General features: G+C 71.9%; 15 protein-coding genes. 4 read left to right on the forward strand and 11 right to left on the reverse strand.

Going from position 1 to position 17,373, the window contains the following annotated elements:
- Positions 1–81 precede the first annotated feature (81 nt).
- Entirely contained in the window at positions 82–3,219 is a 3,138-nt protein-coding gene (locus tag OG985_RS21275) for an NACHT domain-containing NTPase (protein ID WP_371669923.1), read from the forward strand.
- 117 nt (positions 3,220–3,336) lie between these two features.
- Complete coding sequence (locus OG985_RS21280; protein WP_371669924.1) at positions 3,337–3,966, forward strand: HAD family acid phosphatase; 630 nt, start codon at positions 3,337–3,339, stop codon at positions 3,964–3,966.
- Positions 3,967–4,047: 81 nt separating this feature from the next.
- Here OG985_RS21280 and OG985_RS21285 read toward each other — a convergent pair whose 3' ends face one another.
- Complete coding sequence (locus tag OG985_RS21285; protein WP_371669925.1) at positions 4,048–6,576, reverse strand: ATP-dependent Clp protease ATP-binding subunit; 2,529 nt, start codon at positions 6,574–6,576, stop codon at positions 4,048–4,050.
- Between the two features lie 430 nt (positions 6,577–7,006).
- Here OG985_RS21285 and OG985_RS21290 point away from each other — a divergent pair, with 430 nt between their 5' ends.
- Positions 7,007–7,642, forward strand: coding sequence for an SCO3374 family protein (locus OG985_RS21290; protein WP_371669926.1), 636 nt, complete (start codon positions 7,007–7,009; stop codon positions 7,640–7,642).
- On the opposite strand, the gene OG985_RS21295 is transcribed toward OG985_RS21290, so the two are convergent.
- The 10 genes from OG985_RS21295 to OG985_RS21340 all read right to left on the reverse strand — a co-directional run bounded on the left by OG985_RS21295 (position 7,621) and on the right by OG985_RS21340 (position 15,851).
- A complete protein-coding gene (locus tag OG985_RS21295; protein ID WP_371669927.1) occupies positions 7,621–7,956 on the reverse strand; it encodes an Lsr2 family protein in 336 nt (111 codons plus the stop codon). The genes OG985_RS21290 and OG985_RS21295 overlap by 22 nt on opposite strands.
- 267 nt (positions 7,957–8,223) lie before the next feature.
- Positions 8,224–8,757, reverse strand: a complete 534-nt coding sequence (locus OG985_RS21300) for an amino-acid N-acetyltransferase (RefSeq protein ID WP_371669928.1) — start codon at positions 8,755–8,757, stop codon at positions 8,224–8,226.
- Positions 8,758–8,766: 9 nt separating this feature from the next.
- Complete coding sequence (locus OG985_RS21305) at positions 8,767–9,210, reverse strand: BlaI/MecI/CopY family transcriptional regulator (RefSeq protein ID WP_371669929.1); 444 nt, start codon at positions 9,208–9,210, stop codon at positions 8,767–8,769.
- A gap of 149 nt (positions 9,211–9,359) precedes the next feature.
- Positions 9,360–9,539 carry a hypothetical protein gene (locus tag OG985_RS21310; protein WP_356045328.1) on the reverse strand — a complete coding sequence of 60 codons (180 nt, stop codon included), beginning with the start codon at positions 9,537–9,539 and terminating at the stop codon, positions 9,360–9,362.
- 76 nt (positions 9,540–9,615) lie between these two features.
- Complete coding sequence (locus OG985_RS21315; protein ID WP_371674451.1) at positions 9,616–10,275, reverse strand: hypothetical protein; 660 nt, start codon at positions 10,273–10,275, stop codon at positions 9,616–9,618.
- A gap of 136 nt (positions 10,276–10,411) precedes the next feature.
- Entirely contained in the window at positions 10,412–11,209 is a 798-nt protein-coding gene (locus OG985_RS21320; protein WP_371669930.1) for a type III pantothenate kinase, read from the reverse strand.
- 4 nt (positions 11,210–11,213) lie between these two features.
- A complete protein-coding gene (gene nadC / locus OG985_RS21325) occupies positions 11,214–12,191 on the reverse strand; it encodes a carboxylating nicotinate-nucleotide diphosphorylase (RefSeq protein WP_371669931.1) in 978 nt (325 codons plus the stop codon).
- A 5-nt stretch (positions 12,192–12,196) separates the two neighbouring features.
- Positions 12,197–13,921 (reverse strand): L-aspartate oxidase, encoded by a 1,725-nt coding sequence (locus OG985_RS21330; RefSeq protein WP_371669932.1) that lies wholly within the window; start codon positions 13,919–13,921, stop codon positions 12,197–12,199.
- Positions 13,918–14,910 carry a pantoate--beta-alanine ligase gene (panC, locus tag OG985_RS21335; protein ID WP_371669933.1) on the reverse strand — a complete coding sequence of 331 codons (993 nt, stop codon included), beginning with the start codon at positions 14,908–14,910 and terminating at the stop codon, positions 13,918–13,920. The genes OG985_RS21330 and panC overlap by 4 nt, the downstream gene beginning before the upstream one ends.
- Positions 14,907–15,851 (reverse strand): Rossmann-like and DUF2520 domain-containing protein, encoded by a 945-nt coding sequence (locus OG985_RS21340; protein WP_371669934.1) that lies wholly within the window; start codon positions 15,849–15,851, stop codon positions 14,907–14,909. The genes panC and OG985_RS21340 overlap by 4 nt, the downstream gene beginning before the upstream one ends.
- 184 nt (positions 15,852–16,035) lie before the next feature.
- On the opposite strand from OG985_RS21340, the gene OG985_RS21345 reads away from it, so the two are divergent.
- The gene (locus OG985_RS21345) at positions 16,036–17,265 is read left to right on the forward strand and encodes a low specificity L-threonine aldolase (protein ID WP_371669935.1); all 1,230 of its coding nucleotides are present in this window, start codon (positions 16,036–16,038) and stop codon (positions 17,263–17,265) included.
- Positions 17,266–17,373: the final 108 nt, after the last annotated feature.

The raw sequence follows: 17,373 nt of genomic DNA on the forward strand, positions 1-17,373 counted from the left end.
CCGGCCGAGAAGATCCGAAGTCCCGGGAATGTGACGGGGACTACGCTGCTGACCAGTCAACGAGGCTCAGGGGGAGGCCACATGGAACCGACGACCCTGGGCGCCAAAGTGGCGTCCGGCGTGGTCACTCCGCTGATCAGGAAGCTCTTCGTCGCCGAGGGCCCCGGCGCCGCCCTCGTCGACAAGCCGATCCGGATCTCGGGCTTCGTCTCCTTCAAGGGCGAGAAGCGCACCCTCGACGAACGGGCGCTGCACCGGCTCTCGGCCGAACTGGTCCGCCAGTCCCTGCGGACGGGCGAGCGCCCCATCCACGCCGACGAGGAACAGGCCGTCGTCCACGCGCTCACCGACACGCTCCACGCCCTCGGCGACCTCACCATGACGGACGCCCAGGCGGTGGAGCTCGGCCACGAGTTCCTCGCCGCGAACCTCCGCTCGTCCGCCGGCAACCCGGACCGGGACCTCTCCTTCGACGCGAGCCTCTTCTACGGCCGGCTGCTCACCACGGCCTGTCTGCACATCGTGCACTTCTTCACCCAGCGGTCCTCCTTCGTCGCCCGGACCCTGGTCGAGCAGAGCCGCCGGCAGCGCGAACTCATCGCCAAGGTCGACGCGTTGATCGCCCGGACGCCCCCGCCAGGCGGCACCGACACCGCCTTCGAGCAGCGCTACCTGGCATACCTGGCGACGAAGCACAGCCACCTCACCATCTACGGCATCGACCTGACGGACTCCCCCGACCGCTGGCCCCTGGACGCCGCCTACCTCAGCCTCCAGGCCCTCGGCCCGGCCGGGGACGACCACGCAACCGGCCCCGGCGGCCTGCACATCTCCTCCGCCGCGACCGCCCGGCCCGCCGACCAGACGCTCGCCGAGCACGAGCGGGTGCTGCTGCGCGGAGTCGCCGGCTCCGGCAAGACCACGCTCGTGCAGTGGCTGGCGGTCACCGCGGCCCGGGGCGAGCGCGGTGACCGCGTCCCGTTCGTCCTCCCGCTGCGCACCCTCGTCCGCCGTCCCGACGGCCTCCCGGCCCCCGACGCCTTCCTGGCCGCCGTACGCGTCCCCTTCCACGCCAGCGGGCCGGACGGCTGGGCGGACCGCGTGCTCGGCGCGGGCCGCGGGCTGCTGCTGGTGGACGGCATCGACGAGATCCCCGAGCGGGAGCGCGAGCACACCCGCCGCTGGCTGCGGGACCTGCTGGACGTCTATCCCGGCAACCAGTGGCTGGTCACCTCGCGTCCCTCCGCCGTCCGGGAGGACTGGCTCACCCCGGACGGCTTCACGGAGCTCGCCCTGACCCCCATGGGCCCGGCCGACGTCGCCGCGTTCGTCGCCCGCTGGCACGCGGCGGCCCGCAGCCACGCGGACGAGGCCGACCTGGACCGCCTGGACGGCTACGAGCGCGGCCTCCTCGACGCCGTCCAGACCAAACCCGACCTCGGCCGCCTCGCCACCAACCCCCTCATGTGCGGCCTGATCTGTGCCCTGCACCGCGACCGGCGCGGCTATCTCCCGCACGGGCGGCAGGAGTTGTACGACGCCGCCCTGTCGATGCTGCTCGCCCGCCGGGACGAGGAGCGCGACATGTTCCCGCGCGGCGGCGAGCGGAGCGGCGTCCAGCTCACCGAACTCCCGCAGATCCAGCTGCTCCAGCGCCTGGCCTACTGGCTGATCCGCAACAACCAGTCGGAGATGGACCGCGCGCGGGCGGAGCGCATCGTCGCCGACGTCCTCCCGTCCCTGCCGGCCGTCGCGGAGCAGGGTGACGCCGCCTCGATCCTGCGCCACCTCCTCGTCCGCAGCGGACTGCTGCGCGAACCCGCCGCGGGCACCGTCGAGTTCGTGCACCGCACCTTCCAGGACTACCTGGGCGCGAAGGCCGCCGTGGAGGACGGCGACTTCGGCCTGCTGGTCCGGGGCGCCGTCGACGAACAGTGGGCGGATGTGGTCAGGATGGCGGTGGCGCACGCCCGTCCGCGCGAGCGCGCCGAACTGCTCACCGACCTGACCGAGTCGGCACGGCACCTCGACGGACCGGCGGCCACGCGCGTACGGCTTCTCGCGCTGGCCGCGCTGGAACACGCCACCCAGCTCGACCCCGCCGTACGGGCCGCCGTGGAGCGGAACGCGGCCGCGCTCATCCCGCCCCGGACCACGGCGGAGGCCCGCGCCCTGGCCTCGGCCGGCCCGCTCGCCCTGGAGCTGCTGCCCGGCCCGGAAGGGCTCGGCGACGCGGAGGCACGGGCGGTGGTGGTCACGGCGTCCCTCATCGGCACGGAGGCGGCGGTACCCGTGCTGGCCCGTTTCCGGAAGCATCCGGCGCTGGACGTCCGCGCCCAGCTCACCTGGACCTGGAACCGGTTCGAGACGTCCCGCTACGGCGAGGAGGTCATCGCCCACCTGCCCGAGGACGACCTCTTCTTCACCGCGCACTCGGCACGGCAGCTGCGGGTCCTGAACGGTCTCGGCGGACGGCAACGCCTCCAGCTCGTCGGCGACATCGACCCGGCCGCGCTCGGCGACGTCCTCGACCCCGGGCGGGTGACCGCGCTCGTCATCCGCGGCAACAACGAACTGCGGGACCTGAGCTGCCTGTCGGCCCTGCACCGGCTCACCTATCTGGACCTCAGCAGATGCCCGGAGGTGGACGACCTCACCGCGCCGGCCCGGCTTCCCCTGTCCTGGCTGGCGCTGGATCTGCTGCCCGGGGTGGAGCGGCCGGGCGCCCTGCACGCGCTCGCCGGCTCGGCGACGCTGGACCAGCTGGACCTGGGGGTAGCCCTGCACGGCGAGTCCCTGGACGACGCCCTTCCCGCCGGTCTCCCGCTGCGCTACCTGCGCTTCACCAAGGACGCGCTCCGGCACACCGGGCTGCGCGGCCTGCGCCGGTTCACCTCGCTCCGGCAGCTGAGCCTGGCCACGCTGCACGAGACCCTCCGCGCCGAGGACTTCGAGGAGATCGCCCGCGTTCCCGGGCTGACGGAGCTGCGCACCAACTGGCAGGCCGTCGGCTGGAACGGCCCGCCCCTGCCCGGCGTCACCGACCTTCGCCTCAACAACCTCCTGGGCACCGAGGACCTCTCGGACGTCCGGAGGATCTTCCCCGGCCTGCGCGCGGTCACCCTCGCCCTCGCCCCGGAGACCGGCGAGGTCCCGGAGCACCTACTCGACCAACTCCCGGTCATTCCGGACGTCTTGAGGATTCACAGCGTTGTGTGACGCACGTCTCTGGCCACCTACCCCCCAGTAACCCTACGGTTCCCCTCGCGCCACCCTCGTCAAGGAACATGCACCCGTCAACGCAGGTACGTCCGGACGTGAGAGGAACCCCCACACATGAGAAGTCGACGCCCCCTGGCGCACCGCACCGCCGTCATCGCCGCCTCCGCGGCCGCCCTGGTGGCCGTCGCCGCCCCGGCGGACGCCGTCGCGGCGACGACGAGCACCTCCACCACCGCGGCCGCCGCCGAGGACGTCGACTACGCCACCTGGCAGCAGGACTGCCAGGCCCTGATGAACCAGGCGCTGCCCGCCCTGAAGCAGCGGATCGCCGCCACCAGGCCGGGCGAGAAGCAGGCGATCGTCTTCGACATCGACAACACCACCCTGGAGACCGACTTCGGCTTCTCCTACCCGGCACCGGCCAACAAGCCGGTCCTGGACGTCGCCAGGTACGCCCAGGAGCACGGCGTCTCCCTGTTCTTCGTCACCGCCCGCCCGGGCATCATCGGCCCGGTGACCGAGTACAACCTCACGTACGACGGCTACAAGGTCTCCGGCCTCTACACCCGCGGCCTGCTCGACCTCTTCAAGGACGTCGCCGCGTACAAGACCGCCCAGCGCGTCGGCATCGAGTCGAAGGGGTACACGATCATCGCGAACATCGGCAACAGCGCCACCGACCTCTCCGGCGGCCACGCCGAGACGACGTACAAGCTGCCGGACTACGACGGTCAGCTGTCGTAGTTCCCGTCACTCCTCCGGACACGCGGAAGGGGCCGGTGCTGATCGGCACCGGCCCCTTCCGTTCAGGCGAACCCCGAGAGGTTACGCCTCCTTGCTCAGGTTCGGACCGGCTCCGCCGGCCGCCTGCTCGATCGGCGGGACGTCCGGCAGTGCCGCCTTCTCCTCACCGCGGAAGGTGAAGGTCTGGGTCTCGCCCTCGCCCTCGGTGTCCACGACCACGATGTGACCGGGACGCAGCTCACCGAAGAGGATCTTCTCGGAGAGCGTGTCCTCGATCTCGCGCTGGATGGTGCGACGCAGCGGACGCGCACCCAGCACCGGGTCGTAACCCTTCTTCGACAGCAGCTCCTTGGCGGACTGGGACAGCTCGATGCCCATGTCCCGGTCCTTCAGGCGCTCGTCCACCTTGCCGATCATCAGGTCGACGATCCGCAGGATGTCGGCCTGGGTCAGCTGCGGGAAGACGACCACGTCGTCGACGCGGTTGAGGAACTCGGGGCGGAAGTGCTGCTTGAGCTCGTCCGAGACCTTGTTCTTCATGCGCTCGTAGTTGGACTTCTTGTCGCCCGAGGCCGCGAAGCCCAGGTTGAAGCCCTTGGAGATGTCCCGGGTGCCGAGGTTGGTCGTCATGATGATGACCGTGTTCTTGAAGTCCACGACCCGGCCCTGGGAGTCGGTCAGCCGACCGTCCTCCAGGATCTGCAGCAGCGAGTTGAAGATGTCCGGGTGGGCCTTCTCGACCTCGTCGAAGAGGACGACGGAGAACGGCTTGCGGCGGACCTTCTCGGTCAGCTGGCCGCCCTCTTCGTAGCCCACGTATCCGGGGGGCGAACCGAAGAGACGCGACACCGTGTGCTTCTCGCTGAACTCCGACATGTCGAGGGAGATCAGCGCGTCCTCGTCACCGAAGAGGAACTCGGCGAGCGCCTTGGACAGCTCGGTCTTACCGACACCGGACGGGCCGGCGAAGATGAACGAGCCACCGGGACGCTTCGGGTCCTTCAGACCGGCACGCGTACGACGGATCGCCTTGGACAGCGCCTTGACGGCGTCGACCTGGCCGATGACCCGCTTGTGGAGCTCGTCCTCCATGCGCAGCAGGCGGCTCGACTCCTCCTCGGTCAGCTTGAAGACCGGGATGCCGGTGGCCGTCGCGAGGACCTCGGCGATCAGCTCGCCGTCGACCTCGGCGACGACGTCCATGTCGCCGGCCTTCCACTCCTTCTCCCGCTTGGCCTTGGCGGCCAGGAGCTGCTTCTCCTTGTCGCGGAGGGAGGCGGCCTTCTCGAAGTCCTGCGAGTCGATCGCGGACTCCTTGTCGCGGCGGACGCCGGCGATCTTCTCGTCGAACTCGCGCAGGTCCGGCGGCGCGGTCATCCGGCGGATGCGCATCCGGGAGCCGGCCTCGTCGATCAGGTCGATCGCCTTGTCCGGCAGGAAGCGGTCCGAGATGTACCGGTCGGCCAGGGTGGCGGCCTGGACCAGCGCCTCGTCGGTGATGGAGACGCGGTGGTGCGCCTCGTACCGGTCGCGCAGACCCTTGAGGATCTCGATCGTGTGCGGCAGCGACGGCTCCGCGACCTGGATCGGCTGGAAGCGGCGCTCGAGGGCCGCGTCCTTCTCCAGGTGCTTGCGGTACTCGTCAAGCGTGGTCGCACCGATGGTCTGCAGCTCACCGCGGGCCAGCATCGGCTTCAGGATCGAAGCGGCGTCGATGGCGCCCTCCGCGGCACCCGCACCGACCAGCGTGTGCAGCTCGTCGATGAACAGGATGATGTCGCCGCGGGTGCGGATCTCCTTGAGCACCTTCTTCAGGCGCTCCTCGAAGTCACCGCGGTAGCGGGAACCGGCGACCAGCGCGCCGAGGTCGAGGGTGTAGAGGTGCTTGTCCTTGAGGGTCTCGGGCACCTCGCCCTTGACGATGGCCTGGGCGAGGCCCTCGACGACGGCGGTCTTGCCGACGCCGGGCTCACCGATCAGGACCGGATTGTTCTTGGTACGGCGGGACAGCACCTGCATGACCCGCTCGATCTCCTTCTCGCGCCCGATGACCGGGTCGAGCTTGGACTCACGAGCGGCCTGGGTGAGGTTCCGGCCGAACTGGTCGAGGACCAGGGACGTCGAGGGGGTGCCCTCCGCAGGGCCGCCACTGGCGCCGGCGGTCTCCTTGCCCTGGTAACCGGAGAGCAGCTGGATCACCTGCTGCCGCACACGGTTGAGATCTGCGCCCAGCTTGACCAGGACCTGGGCGGCGACGCCCTCGCCCTCGCGGATCAGGCCGAGCAGGATGTGCTCCGTGCCGATGTAGTTGTGACCCAGCTGAAGGGCCTCGCGGAGCGACAGCTCCAGGACCTTCTTGGCACGGGGGGTGAAGGGGATGTGCCCGGACGGGGCCTGCTGGCCCTGGCCGATGATCTCCTCCACCTGCTGGCGGACCGCCTCGAGCGAAATCCCGAGGCTCTCAAGGGCCTTGGCGGCGACACCCTCACCCTCATGGATCAGGCCCAGGAGGATGTGCTCGGTGCCGATGTAGTTGTGGTTGAGCATCCGGGCTTCTTCCTGAGCCAGGACGACAACCCGCCGCGCGCGGTCGGTGAACCTCTCGAACATCGTTAATCGCTCCTCAGAGCGGTCAGGCAGTAAGGGGACGCTCCCCTCCCTGTCCTTCCGCAGCTTAGTCCCGCAAGCGGGGACCGCTCATTCCAACTGCCGACACCGTCCTTGGCCTCCTGACCCCGAACGCCGACATCTGCTCCAACCCGATCGTGCGAGACGATGTTCCCGCAGGCCAGGCAGTTACCCCCGCCATCACTACGCCGATGGCGAACGTGAGACGGCCCGATCTGCGTGTCGCCCCCTCCCACTAGGGATGTCTTACCCGCCGGCACGGACACTCCATGCCGCGCGCACCGGTTCGCTCCGCTATGGGCGAACAACCTCGCTCCGTCCCACAGCCCCGCACGCCCCCGATCCCGGCACTGTGCGCGATTTACCGAACACCCAGCGTAACTCCCGGGCCTTTCCGGCGGTTGCGCTTGGCATGTTCGGCATCCGGCCCCCGGTCACCCTCCCGCTCCCCCGCCGGCCTCTCGACACGGGCGATCAGGTACGCCGGTGGTACGAGAACGAACTGGGCTGGCCGACCGTGCCCGCGGACCCGGGCGGCCCGGAGACCGCCGCGACCCCGGTGCGGCTGCGCGCGGGCCTGCGCTTCGACGTGCTGGAGGTGCCGGCCGAGGCGGGCCGGGCGGCGCTGCGGCACCTCGCCCCGGGCTCTCCGGTGGCCGTACAGGGCGACCGGATGCGGCTGCTGGTGGCGGCGGGCAGCGCGGAGGAGCTGCCGGGGGTGCTGGAGTGGCTGGAGTGGGGCGATCTGGCCCTGGATCTCGCGATGACCGGCGAGGGCGGGCTCATGGACGCACCGGCTCCGTGCGAGGCGGGGCGGGCCGGTAAGCGGCCGCTTCCCCCGGTCCGGGCGGAGGTCCTGCAGGGGGCCGCCACGTGGTTGCGGCCCCCCGAGCCGGGACGCGAGGTCGAGGCCTCGCTGCCGACGCTGTCGGCTTTGGGGGGCGGTGGGGGCGCCCCCGATCTCGTACGTGTGGTGCACACCGCGGCGACGCACTGCCACCGACTGCGGCTGACGCGCGCGTGCGCTCAGCCGTTGGCCTTCTCGTAGGCCTCGCGAATGGACGCGGGAACACGGCCGCGGTCGTTGACCTCGTAGCCGTTCTCCTTCGCCCACGCGCGGATCTGCGCGGTGTCCTGGCTGCCGCCGGAAGCGACGCGCGCCTTTCCGCGTCCGCCCGCGGCACGGCCCCCGGTACGACGGCCGCCCTTCACGTAAGGGTCGAGAAGGCCGCGCAGCTTGTCCGCATTGGCGGTCGTGAGATCGATCTCGTAAGTCTTGCCGTCCAGTGCGAACGTGACAGTCTCGTCCGCCTCGCCGCCGTCGAGGTCGTCGACAAGAAGGACCTGAACCTTCTGTGCCACCGGATTTCCTTTCATCCATAACCTGTGGGCCCGGGGCCCGCGGCGTCCGCCGTTTCGCCGTCCCCTGTTATATGCAGTACTGCAGTACGTCGGAAAGCAAACCGCTTTTGCTGGAAAAACACAAACCCCTGGGGAAGGCCGACAGGGCCGCTCCGGTCCGGAAACGTGCGCGTTTCGGACATAGGGAACCCGGGCAGGGCCGGCCGGGGTGGAATAGGTCTTGACGATCCTTGTGGATCCTTGGCGATGCTTGGGGATCCCTGGCGATCACAGATGCAGAAGCATCCGGCTGTTGCCCAAGGTGTTCGGTTTCACCCGTTCGAGACCGAGGAACTCCGCAACACCTTCGTCATAGGAACGCAGCAGCTCCGCGTAGACATCGGTGTCAACGGGTGTCTCGCCGATCTCGACGAAGCCGTGCTTGCCGAAGAAGTCCACTTCGAAGGTCAGACAGAAAACGCGGCGAACGCCGAGCCAGCGCGCGGTGTGGAGCAACTTCTCCAGCAACTGATGACCGACGCCGGCGCCCTTCAGACCGTCCTTCACGGCGAGAGTGCGGACTTCCGCGAGGTCTTCCCACATCACGTGCAGAGCGCCGCAGCCGACGACCTCCGCGTTGTCGTCCCGTTCGGCGACCCAGAACTCCTGGATGTCCTCGTAAAGCGTCACCGTGGCTTTGTCGAGCAGGATGCGGTCACGGACGTACGCGTCAAGGAGACGGCGCACGGCCGGGACATCGCTGGTTCGGGCCCGCCTGACGGTGATGGCTTTCGAGGTGACTTCGGGACGCTCTGCTGACATGAGCGGACGCTATCGCCCGCCGCCCTCCGGCGCCGAGCCGGGGTTCTCGTCACGGGTATCGGCCGTGGTATCGGGTGCCGTATCCGCGGCGGCTTCGGATGTTTCCGGTCCCTGGACGATGCGTACGGCGTCCCGCAGGGCATGTCGCTGTTCCTCGCTCATCATCCCGAAGAACGCGACGAGAGCGGCGGCGGGGTTGTCACTCTGGGACCAGGCGTCGTTCATCAGCGCGGCCGCGTAGGCGGGCCGTGTGGAGACCGCCTCATATCGATAGGCCCGGCCTTCCGCCTCACGGCGCACCCAGCCCTTCTGATGGAGATTGTCCAAAACGGTCATCACCGTGGTGTAGGCGATGGACCGCTCCCGCTGAAGGTCTTCCAGGACTTCCCGAACGGTCACCGGGCGGTTCCACTTCCACACCCGCGTCATGACCGCGTCTTCGAGTTCTCCCAATGGGCGAGGCACAGTTCAGCACAATAGTAGGAGATTCGGGTATTGGCGTGCCGGACAGGCACTTTCACCGGCAAAGACGACAAAAAGGGCGCACGACCCGGAAGTCGTACGCCCCTGCGAGGTGTGGACCGGCCGCCGAAGCGGACGGCTCAGGCGTCGGTGGGCGCGGAGGCCTGGCGGGCGCCTTCCGCGCGCGCGAGGGCGGCGTCGACGGCCGCGTCCTCCTTGGCCTTGTTGGCCCCGCCCTGGGTCTTCACGATCACCCTGATGAGGCCGATGAAGAACACGGCCATGACGACCGGAGGCACGAGCGCGGAGACGTAGTCCATGCGTCCAGGGTAGCCACGGCCCGGGGGTCGGGCGGGGCGGGGTGGGGCGAACCGGGCCCGAAGGACAGGCGGGCCCTCAGACCGCGGCGAGCTGGTGCGGCGGGTTCACCGGCGGCGGCGCCGGCTTGCGGCGGGGGAAGACCTCACCCGGGGTCGGGATGGGGCGGGCGGGCCGGGGGGCCTCGGGGGCGGGCTTCGGAGCCGGCCTCTCGGCGGGTTTCTTCTCGGGCCGCCTTGCGGGGTCCTGCCCGCCCGCCTCCCCGACGGGGGCGGCCCGCAGGCTGGAACGGCCGCCGGGAAGGGCCTGGAGGCGGGTACGGGAGGCGGGGACGGTCGGGGTGAGAGCGACGGCCGCGGGCACGGCCCGACGGGCGAGACGGGCCCGTACGTCCCGCTCGGCGAGCGCCTGGCAGCGGTCCAGGAGGACGGCCGCCGCGGGGTTGCCGCGCAGGGCTCTCAGTGCGGCGAGGTCGTCGGATTCCGGGCGGTACCCGGCACCGAGGACCTCGTCGAGGAGCGTGAGATAGCCGGCGGCGGTGCCCGGCAGGGCGGCTCGGTACCGGGCGAGGTCGGCCACCAGGAAGGCCCGCAGCCGGGCACCCTCCCGCAGCGCCTCGTCGAGGGACTCGGCGAGACGGAGACAGTCCTGGACGTCCTCGGCCGAGGCGGGGCTGGGCTGAAGGGCGAGGGCGAGAGCGCGGCGGAGCACACGCAGCTCCTCCACGCCGAACGCCATGCCGCCGCGGGATCCGTATGGCGTGGGCATGCGGCGACAGTACGCGCTAATCAGACAAACTCGACATAGGGGGTGGGTGTGGCGCGGTGCGGGCCACCCGGGTGGGCGGGTGCCGTCGCCGGTTCGCGCGCCCCACTCACATGCGCGCCACGTTCCGTTCGTACACCAGCCGCAGCCCCACCAGCGTCAGCCACGGTTCGTGCTCGTCGATGACCGAGGACTCCCCGAGGACCATGGGCGCGAGCCCGCCCGTGGCGATCACCGTCACCTCCTCCGGGTCCTGGGCCAGCTCCCGTGCCATCCGCTGCACGACGCCGTCCACCTGTCCCGCGAAGCCGTAGATGATGCCCGACTGCATCGCCTCGACCGTGTTCTTGCCGATCACGCTCCGCGGCCGCGCCACCTCGATCTTCCGCAGCTGGGCGCCCTTGACGCCGAGCGCCTCGACCGAGATCTCGATACCGGGGGCGATGACCCCGCCGACGTACTCCCCGCGCGCGCTGACCGCGTCGAACGTCGTCGCCGTGCCGAAGTCGACCACGATCGCCGGGCCGCCGAAGAGCTCGACGGCGGCGACCGCGTTGATGATCCGGTCCGCGCCGACCTCCTTCGGGTTGTCGGTGAGGATCGGCACGCCCGTCTTCACGCCCGGCTCGACCAGGACCGCGGGCACGTCGCCGTAGTAGCGGCGGGTCACCTCGCGCAGCTCGTGCAGCACGGACGGCACGGTCGCGCAGATCGCGATCCCGTCGATGCCGTCGCCCAGCTCGTCGCCCAGGAGCGGGTGCATGCCCATGAGGCCCTGCAGCAGCACGGCCAGTTCGTCGGCCGTGCGGCGCGCGTCGGTGGAGATGCGCCAGTGCTCGACGATGTCCTCGCCGTCGAACAGTCCCAGGACGGTGTGCGTGTTGCCCACATCGATCGTGAGGAGCATGGCCTTACTCCGCCTCGCGCAGGTCCAGGCCGATGTCCAGGATCGGCGAGGAGTGGGTCAGGGCGCCGACGGCCAGGTAGTCCACGCCCGTGTCCGCGTACACCTTGGCGTTGTCGAGGGTGAGCCGGCCCGAGGCCTCCAGGGCGGCACGTCCGTGCACGACGGCCACCGCCTCCTCGCACTCGCCCGGCGTGAAGTTGTCCAGCAGGATCAGGTCGGCCCCGGCGTCCACCACCTCGCGCAGCTGGTGCAGCGTGTCGACCTCGACCTCGATCGGTACGTCCGGGAAGGCCTCCCGGACGGCTTCGAAGGCCTGGGCGACGCCGCCCGCGGCGACCACGTGGTTGTCCTTGACCAGGGCCGCGTCCGACAGCGACATGCGGTGGTTGACGCCGCCGCCGCAGCGGACCGCGTACTTCTCCAGGGAACGCAGACCGGGCGTCGTCTTGCGGGTGTCCCGCACCCGGGCGCGGGTGCCCTCCAGGGCGTCCGCCCACGCGCGCGTGGCGGTCGCGACGCCCGACAGGCGGCACAGGAGGTTGAGCGCGCTGCGTTCGGCGGTCAGCAGGTCACGGGTGCGCGTGGTGACCGACAGAAGCCGCTGCCCGGCCTCCACGCGGTCGCCGTCCTCCACGTGCCGCTCGACCTCGAGCTCCTCGGTGCAGACCACGGAGAGCACCGCTTCGGCCACCCTGAGGCCGGCCACGACGCCCGTCTCGCGCGCGGTGAAGTCGGCGGTGGCGACGGCGTCCTCGGGGATGGTCGCGACCGTCGTCACGTCCACCCCGTGGGCGAGGTCCTCCTGGAGGGCGACGTTGGCGATGTCCTCGACCTCCACGGGGTCGAGGCCTGCGTCGGCCAGGAGCTGGGCGAGCGCGGGGTCGAGTCCGCACTCCAGGTATTCCTCGCCGGCGTCCGCGCCGCAGGCACAGCCGTCGCCGCAGCCGCCGTTCGACGCGAGGGGAAGGTCGGGGGTGCTCACTGCTGTCACTGCTCCTGAAGGGGCTGCTGGTGCTGCCGGGTCGGGGGGAAGTCTGGGCCATCGGTGGTGTGTACGGCGAGGGTGCGGTCCGGATTCAGCCGTACGACGATGTGGCGGCGCCAGGCCGCGTCGTCCCGGTCGGGCCGGTCCTCGCGCCAGTGGCAGCCGCGGGTCTCCTCGCGCTGTTGCGCGGCGGCGACCAGGACGCGGGCCACGCACAGGAGGTTGGTGGCCTCCCAGGTGTCGACGCCGGGCTCCGCCGTCTTGCCGTTCTCGTCGAGGGCTTCGCGCGCGTCGGTGTGCAGTCGCTGGAGCCGGCCGGCGGCGGCCTCGAGGGAGGCGGCCGAGCGCAGGACGCCGGCGCCGTCCGTCATGATCCGCTGGATCGCGAACCGGGCCTCGGGCGCGAGCAGGGGGTGCGCGGGCCTGCCGGGGTGCGGCACCGGCTCGGGCACGCGCGCGCGCAGGTCGCCCCCGGCCCGGCCGGCCGCGATGTCCGCCGCGATGCGCTCGGCGTAGACCAGGCCTTCCAGGAGGGAGTTGGAGGCGAGCCGGTTCGCGCCGTGCACACCGGTGCAGGCGACCTCCCCGCACGCGTACAGGCCGGGGACGGTGGTGCGTCCCCGGGAGTCGGTGCGCACGCCCCCGGAGGCGTAGTGGGCCGCCGGGGCGATCGGTATGGGCTCGGTGACCGGGTCGATGCCGTGCGTACGGCAGGCGGCGAGGATCGTCGGGAAGCGGTGCTCCCACATGTCGGCGCCGAAGTGCCGGGCGTCGAGGAACATGTGCTCGGCGTCCCGCTCCTGCATGCGGCGCATGATGCCCTTGGCGACGATGTCGCGGGGCGCCAGCTCGGCCAGTTCGTGCTGCCCGACCATGAAGCGCACGCCGTCGCCGTCGACCAGGTGGGCGCCCTCGCCGCGGACCGCCTCGGAGACCAGCGGCTGCTGGCCCTCCGCGTCCGCGCCCAGGAACAGCACCGTCGGGTGGAACTGCACGAACTCCAGGTCGGAGACCTCCGCGCCCGCGCGCAGGGCGAGCGCCACACCGTCGCCGGTGGACACCGACGGGTTGGTGGTGGCCGAGAAGACCTGGCCCATGCCGCCGGTCGCCAGGACCACGGCGGGCGCGTGCACGGCGCCCACGCCGTCGTGCTGGCCCTCGCCCATGACGTGCAGGCTCACGCCCGCGGTCCGGCCGTCCGTGTCCGTGAGCAGGTCCAGGACCAGCGCGTTCTCGATGGTCCGCAGTCCACGCGCGCGGACCGCCTCGACCAGCGCGCGGGAGATCTCCGCTCCGGTCGCGTCGCCGCCCGCGTGCGCGATGCGGCGCCGGTGGTGGCCGCCCTCGCGGGTGAGCTCCAGCCGGCCCTCGGCGGACTCGTCGAAGTGGGCGCCGGTCTCGATGAGACGGCGTACGGCGTCGGGCCCCTCGGTGACCAGGAGCCGTACCGCGTCCTCGTCGCACAGGCCGGCGCCCGCGACCAGCGTGTCGTCCAGGTGCTGTTCCGGTGTGTCGCCGTCGCCCAGGGCCGCGGCGATCCCGCCCTGGGCCCAGCGGGTGGAACCGTCGTCGAGGCGGGCCTTGGTGACGACGACCGTCGTCAGGCCGGCGGCCTCGCAGCGCAGGGCGGCGGTGAGGCCGGCGACGCCGGAGCCGACGACCACCACGTCCGCGGTGATGTTCCAGCCGGGCGCCGGCGCGTGCAGTCGTATGCCTGTGCTGGTCACGAGGCGGCTCCGAAGGTGAGGGGGATGTTGTCGATCAACCGGGTCGTCCCGACCCGGGCGGCGACGGCGAGGACGGCCTCGCCGGTGAAGTCGGCCTCGACCTCGGTGAAGTCGGACGGGTCGACGAGGGCCAGGTAGTCCAGGACCAGCGGCGGGTCGAGGCGGACCGCCTCGTCGAGGACCAGGCGGGCGGCCGCGCGGACGGCCGCCGGGCCGCCCGGGGACGCCTGCGCCACGGCGTGCGCGTCGGCCGCCGCGCGGGACTCCCCGAGGGCACTGAGCGCCTCGGCCCGTGCGTGCGTGGCGGGCACCTCGCGCGCCCGCGCGCGCAGCGCCTCCTGGGCGGCGTGCCGGTCGCCACCGGCGAACAGGGCCTGGGACAGGGCGAGCGCGGTGCGCCGCCCCTCGGGCGAGAGGTACCGGTTGCGGCTGGACAGGGCCAGGCCGTCGTCCTCCCGGACCGTGGGCACGCCGACGATCTCGACGCCGAAGTTCAGGTCGCGGACCATCCGGCGGATCAGGGCGAGCTGCTGGGCGTCCTTCTGCCCGTACAGCGCGATGTCGGGGCGCGTGAGGTGCAGCAGCTTGCCGACGACGGTGAGCATGCCGTCGAAGTGCCCGGGCCGCGCGGCCCCCTCCAGGCGCTCGCCCATCGGTCCGGCCGTGATGCGGACCTGGGGCTCGCCGCCCGGATAGACCTCGTCCACGGAGGGGGCGAACACGGCGTCCGCGCCCGCCGCTTCGGCGATCTTGAGATCGGCGTCCAGGGTGCGCGGATAGCGGTCGAGGTCCTCGCCCGCGCCGAACTGAAGGGGGTTCACGAAGACGGTGACGACGACCTCGCCGTCCGGTCCGGCGATCTCCCGCGCGGTGCGGATCAGGGTGGCGTGGCCCTCGTGCAGTGCGCCCATGGTCATCACGACGGCCCGCCGGCCCACCCGCGCGCGTGCGTGCAGTTCGTCGGCGGTGCGCAGCAGCGTGGTGGTCATCGGGCGTCTCCCTCGGCGCCGTCGGTTCCGGCGGCGCCGGCCCCCGTGGCGAGTACCCCGAGGAGGTCCTCGGCGAGTTCCGGTTTCAGCAGCCCGTGGGCGAGCGCCCGGTCGGCGGTCGCGCGGGCCATCGCCAGGTATCCGGCGACGGTCTGCGGGGCGTGCTCGCGCAGCTCCGCGACGTGCGCGGCGACCGTGCCGGCGTCCCCGCGCGCGACGGGGCCGGTCAGCGCCGCGTCGCCGGAGCGCAGGGCGTTGTCGAGGGCGGCGCCGAGCAGCGGGCCGAGCATCCGGTCGGGGGCCTCGACACCGGCCGTGCGCAGCAGCTCCATGGACTGGGCGACCAGCGTCACCAGGTGGTTGGCGCCCAGCGCGAGCGCCGCGTGGTAGAGCGGACGGTTCTCCTCGGCGATCCACTCGGGTTCGCCGCCCATCTCGATGACCAGGGCCTCGGCGGCCAGCCGCAGCTCGTCGGGCGCGGTGACGCCGAAGGAGCAGCCGGCCAGGCGCTGGACGTCCACGGCGGTGCCGGTGAAGGTCATGGCCGGGTGCAGGGCCAGCGGCAGCGCGCCGGCGCGCAGGGCGGGGGCGAGGACTTTCGCGCCGTACCGCCCGGAGGTGTGGACGAGCAGCTGGCCCGGCCGCACGGCCCCGGTCTCCGCGAGGCCCTCCACGAGGCCGGGCAACGCGTCGTCCGGAACGGTCAGGAGCACCAGGTCGGAACGCTGGAGGACCTCGGCCGGCGGCACGAGCGGCACGTCGGGCAGCAACTGCGCGGCGCGCCGCCTGGAGGCGTCGGAGACGCCCGAGACGGCCACCGGGCGGTGCCCGGCGAGCTGGAGCGAGGCGGCCAGCGCGGGACCCACGCGGCCGGCGCCGACGACGCCGACGGTGAGCCGCGCGGGGCGGTCCCTGGGGTCTGGCTGGTGGACTGTACTCACGCGACGGCGGCCTTCCCGTTCCAGTCCGCTCTGGGTACCGGACGATTTCTCGTCATGTTAACGCGATTGGTTCCAGGGGCGTCGAGTTGTCCACAGGCTGTGGGTTTCCGCGCACCGCGCGCGGGCTGACGGGCAAAGAGAAATACGGGTGCCCGCGGGGGCGGGTGGACGGCATGATCCGGGCATGAGCGATACGGCACGGCAGGACCCGGACCAGGATCAGGACGAGGACCAGGCCGAGCATCGGCCGGGGCGTGATCCCGAAGAGGAACGGCTTCTACGGCGACGGGAGCGGCGCATCGCGGCCTACCGCGGCGCGGAGCGCGCGCTCGCGCGCCTGGGCCTCCTGGACTCGCTCCGGGACCGGCTGGCCCTGCTGGACTCGGCGGCGGACGTGTACGACCTGGACGAGACGTCGGACATCTACGGCAACGGCGTCGTCGAGGCCCTGGAGGAGAAGGTCGCCGGGCTGCTCGGCAAGGAGGCCGCCGCGTTCTTCCCCACGGGAACGATGGCCCAGCAGGTGGCCCTGCGCTGCTGGGCCGGCCGCACCGGCGACCCGACCGTCGCCCTGCACGCGCTGGCCCACCCCGAGGTGTACGAACGCAACGCGTTCAGCCAGGTCAGCGGCCTGCGCCCGGTCCATGTGACGAGCGAGCCGCGGCAGCCGACCGCCGACGAGGTGCGCGGCTTCGAGGAGCCCTTCGGGGCGTTGATGCTGGAACTGCCCCTCAGGGACGCCGGCTTCGTGCTGCCGTCCTGGGAGGAGCTGACCGAGGTCGTGGAGGCGGCACGGGAACGCGACGCGGTGGTGCACTTCGACGGGGCGCGCCTGTGGGAGACCACCGCCCACTTCGGCCGCTCCCTGGAGGAGATCGCGGACCTCGCGGACAGCGTGTACGTCTCGTTCTACAAGTCCCTCGAGGCCTTCGGCGGCGCGGCCCTGGCCGGACCCAGGACGCTCGTCGAGGAGGCGAAGACCTGGCGGCACCGCTACGGCGGCGCGCTGTTCCAGCAGTTCCCCACCGCGCTGTCGGCCCTCGTCGGCCTGGAGCGGCAGCTGCCGCGGCTGCCCGAGTACGTGGCCCAGGCGCGCGTGGTGGCCGCCGCGCTGCGCGAGGGCCTCGCGGCGGCCGGGCTGCCGTGGTCGCGCGTGCACCCCGAGGTACCGCACACGTACGACTTCCAGGTCTGGCTGCCGTACGACGTCGACGTGGTCTCGGAGGCCGCCATCCGGCAGGCCGAGGAGACGGGGACCGTGCTGTTCGCCAACGCCTGGGACCGCAAGGGCCCGGGCCTGTGCGCGACGGAGGTCTACGTCCGCGAGGCCGCCCTGGCCTGGACGGCCGACGACGTGAAGACCGCTGCCGCGGAGTTCGCCACCCGGCTCGCCGAGGAGAACGGCAAGGGCTGACTCGGCCGAGGGCGGCCAGGGAACCAGCGCGCGAATCCCGGCCTCGGACGGCCACGGGGCCGTCCGCACGACCTGCGGCTCCCGGCTCGCGGCCGCCGGCTCCCGCGC

This window comes from Streptomyces sp. NBC_00289 (genome assembly GCF_041435115.1).
In the GTDB taxonomy this organism is placed as follows: domain Bacteria; phylum Actinomycetota; class Actinomycetes; order Streptomycetales; family Streptomycetaceae; genus Streptomyces.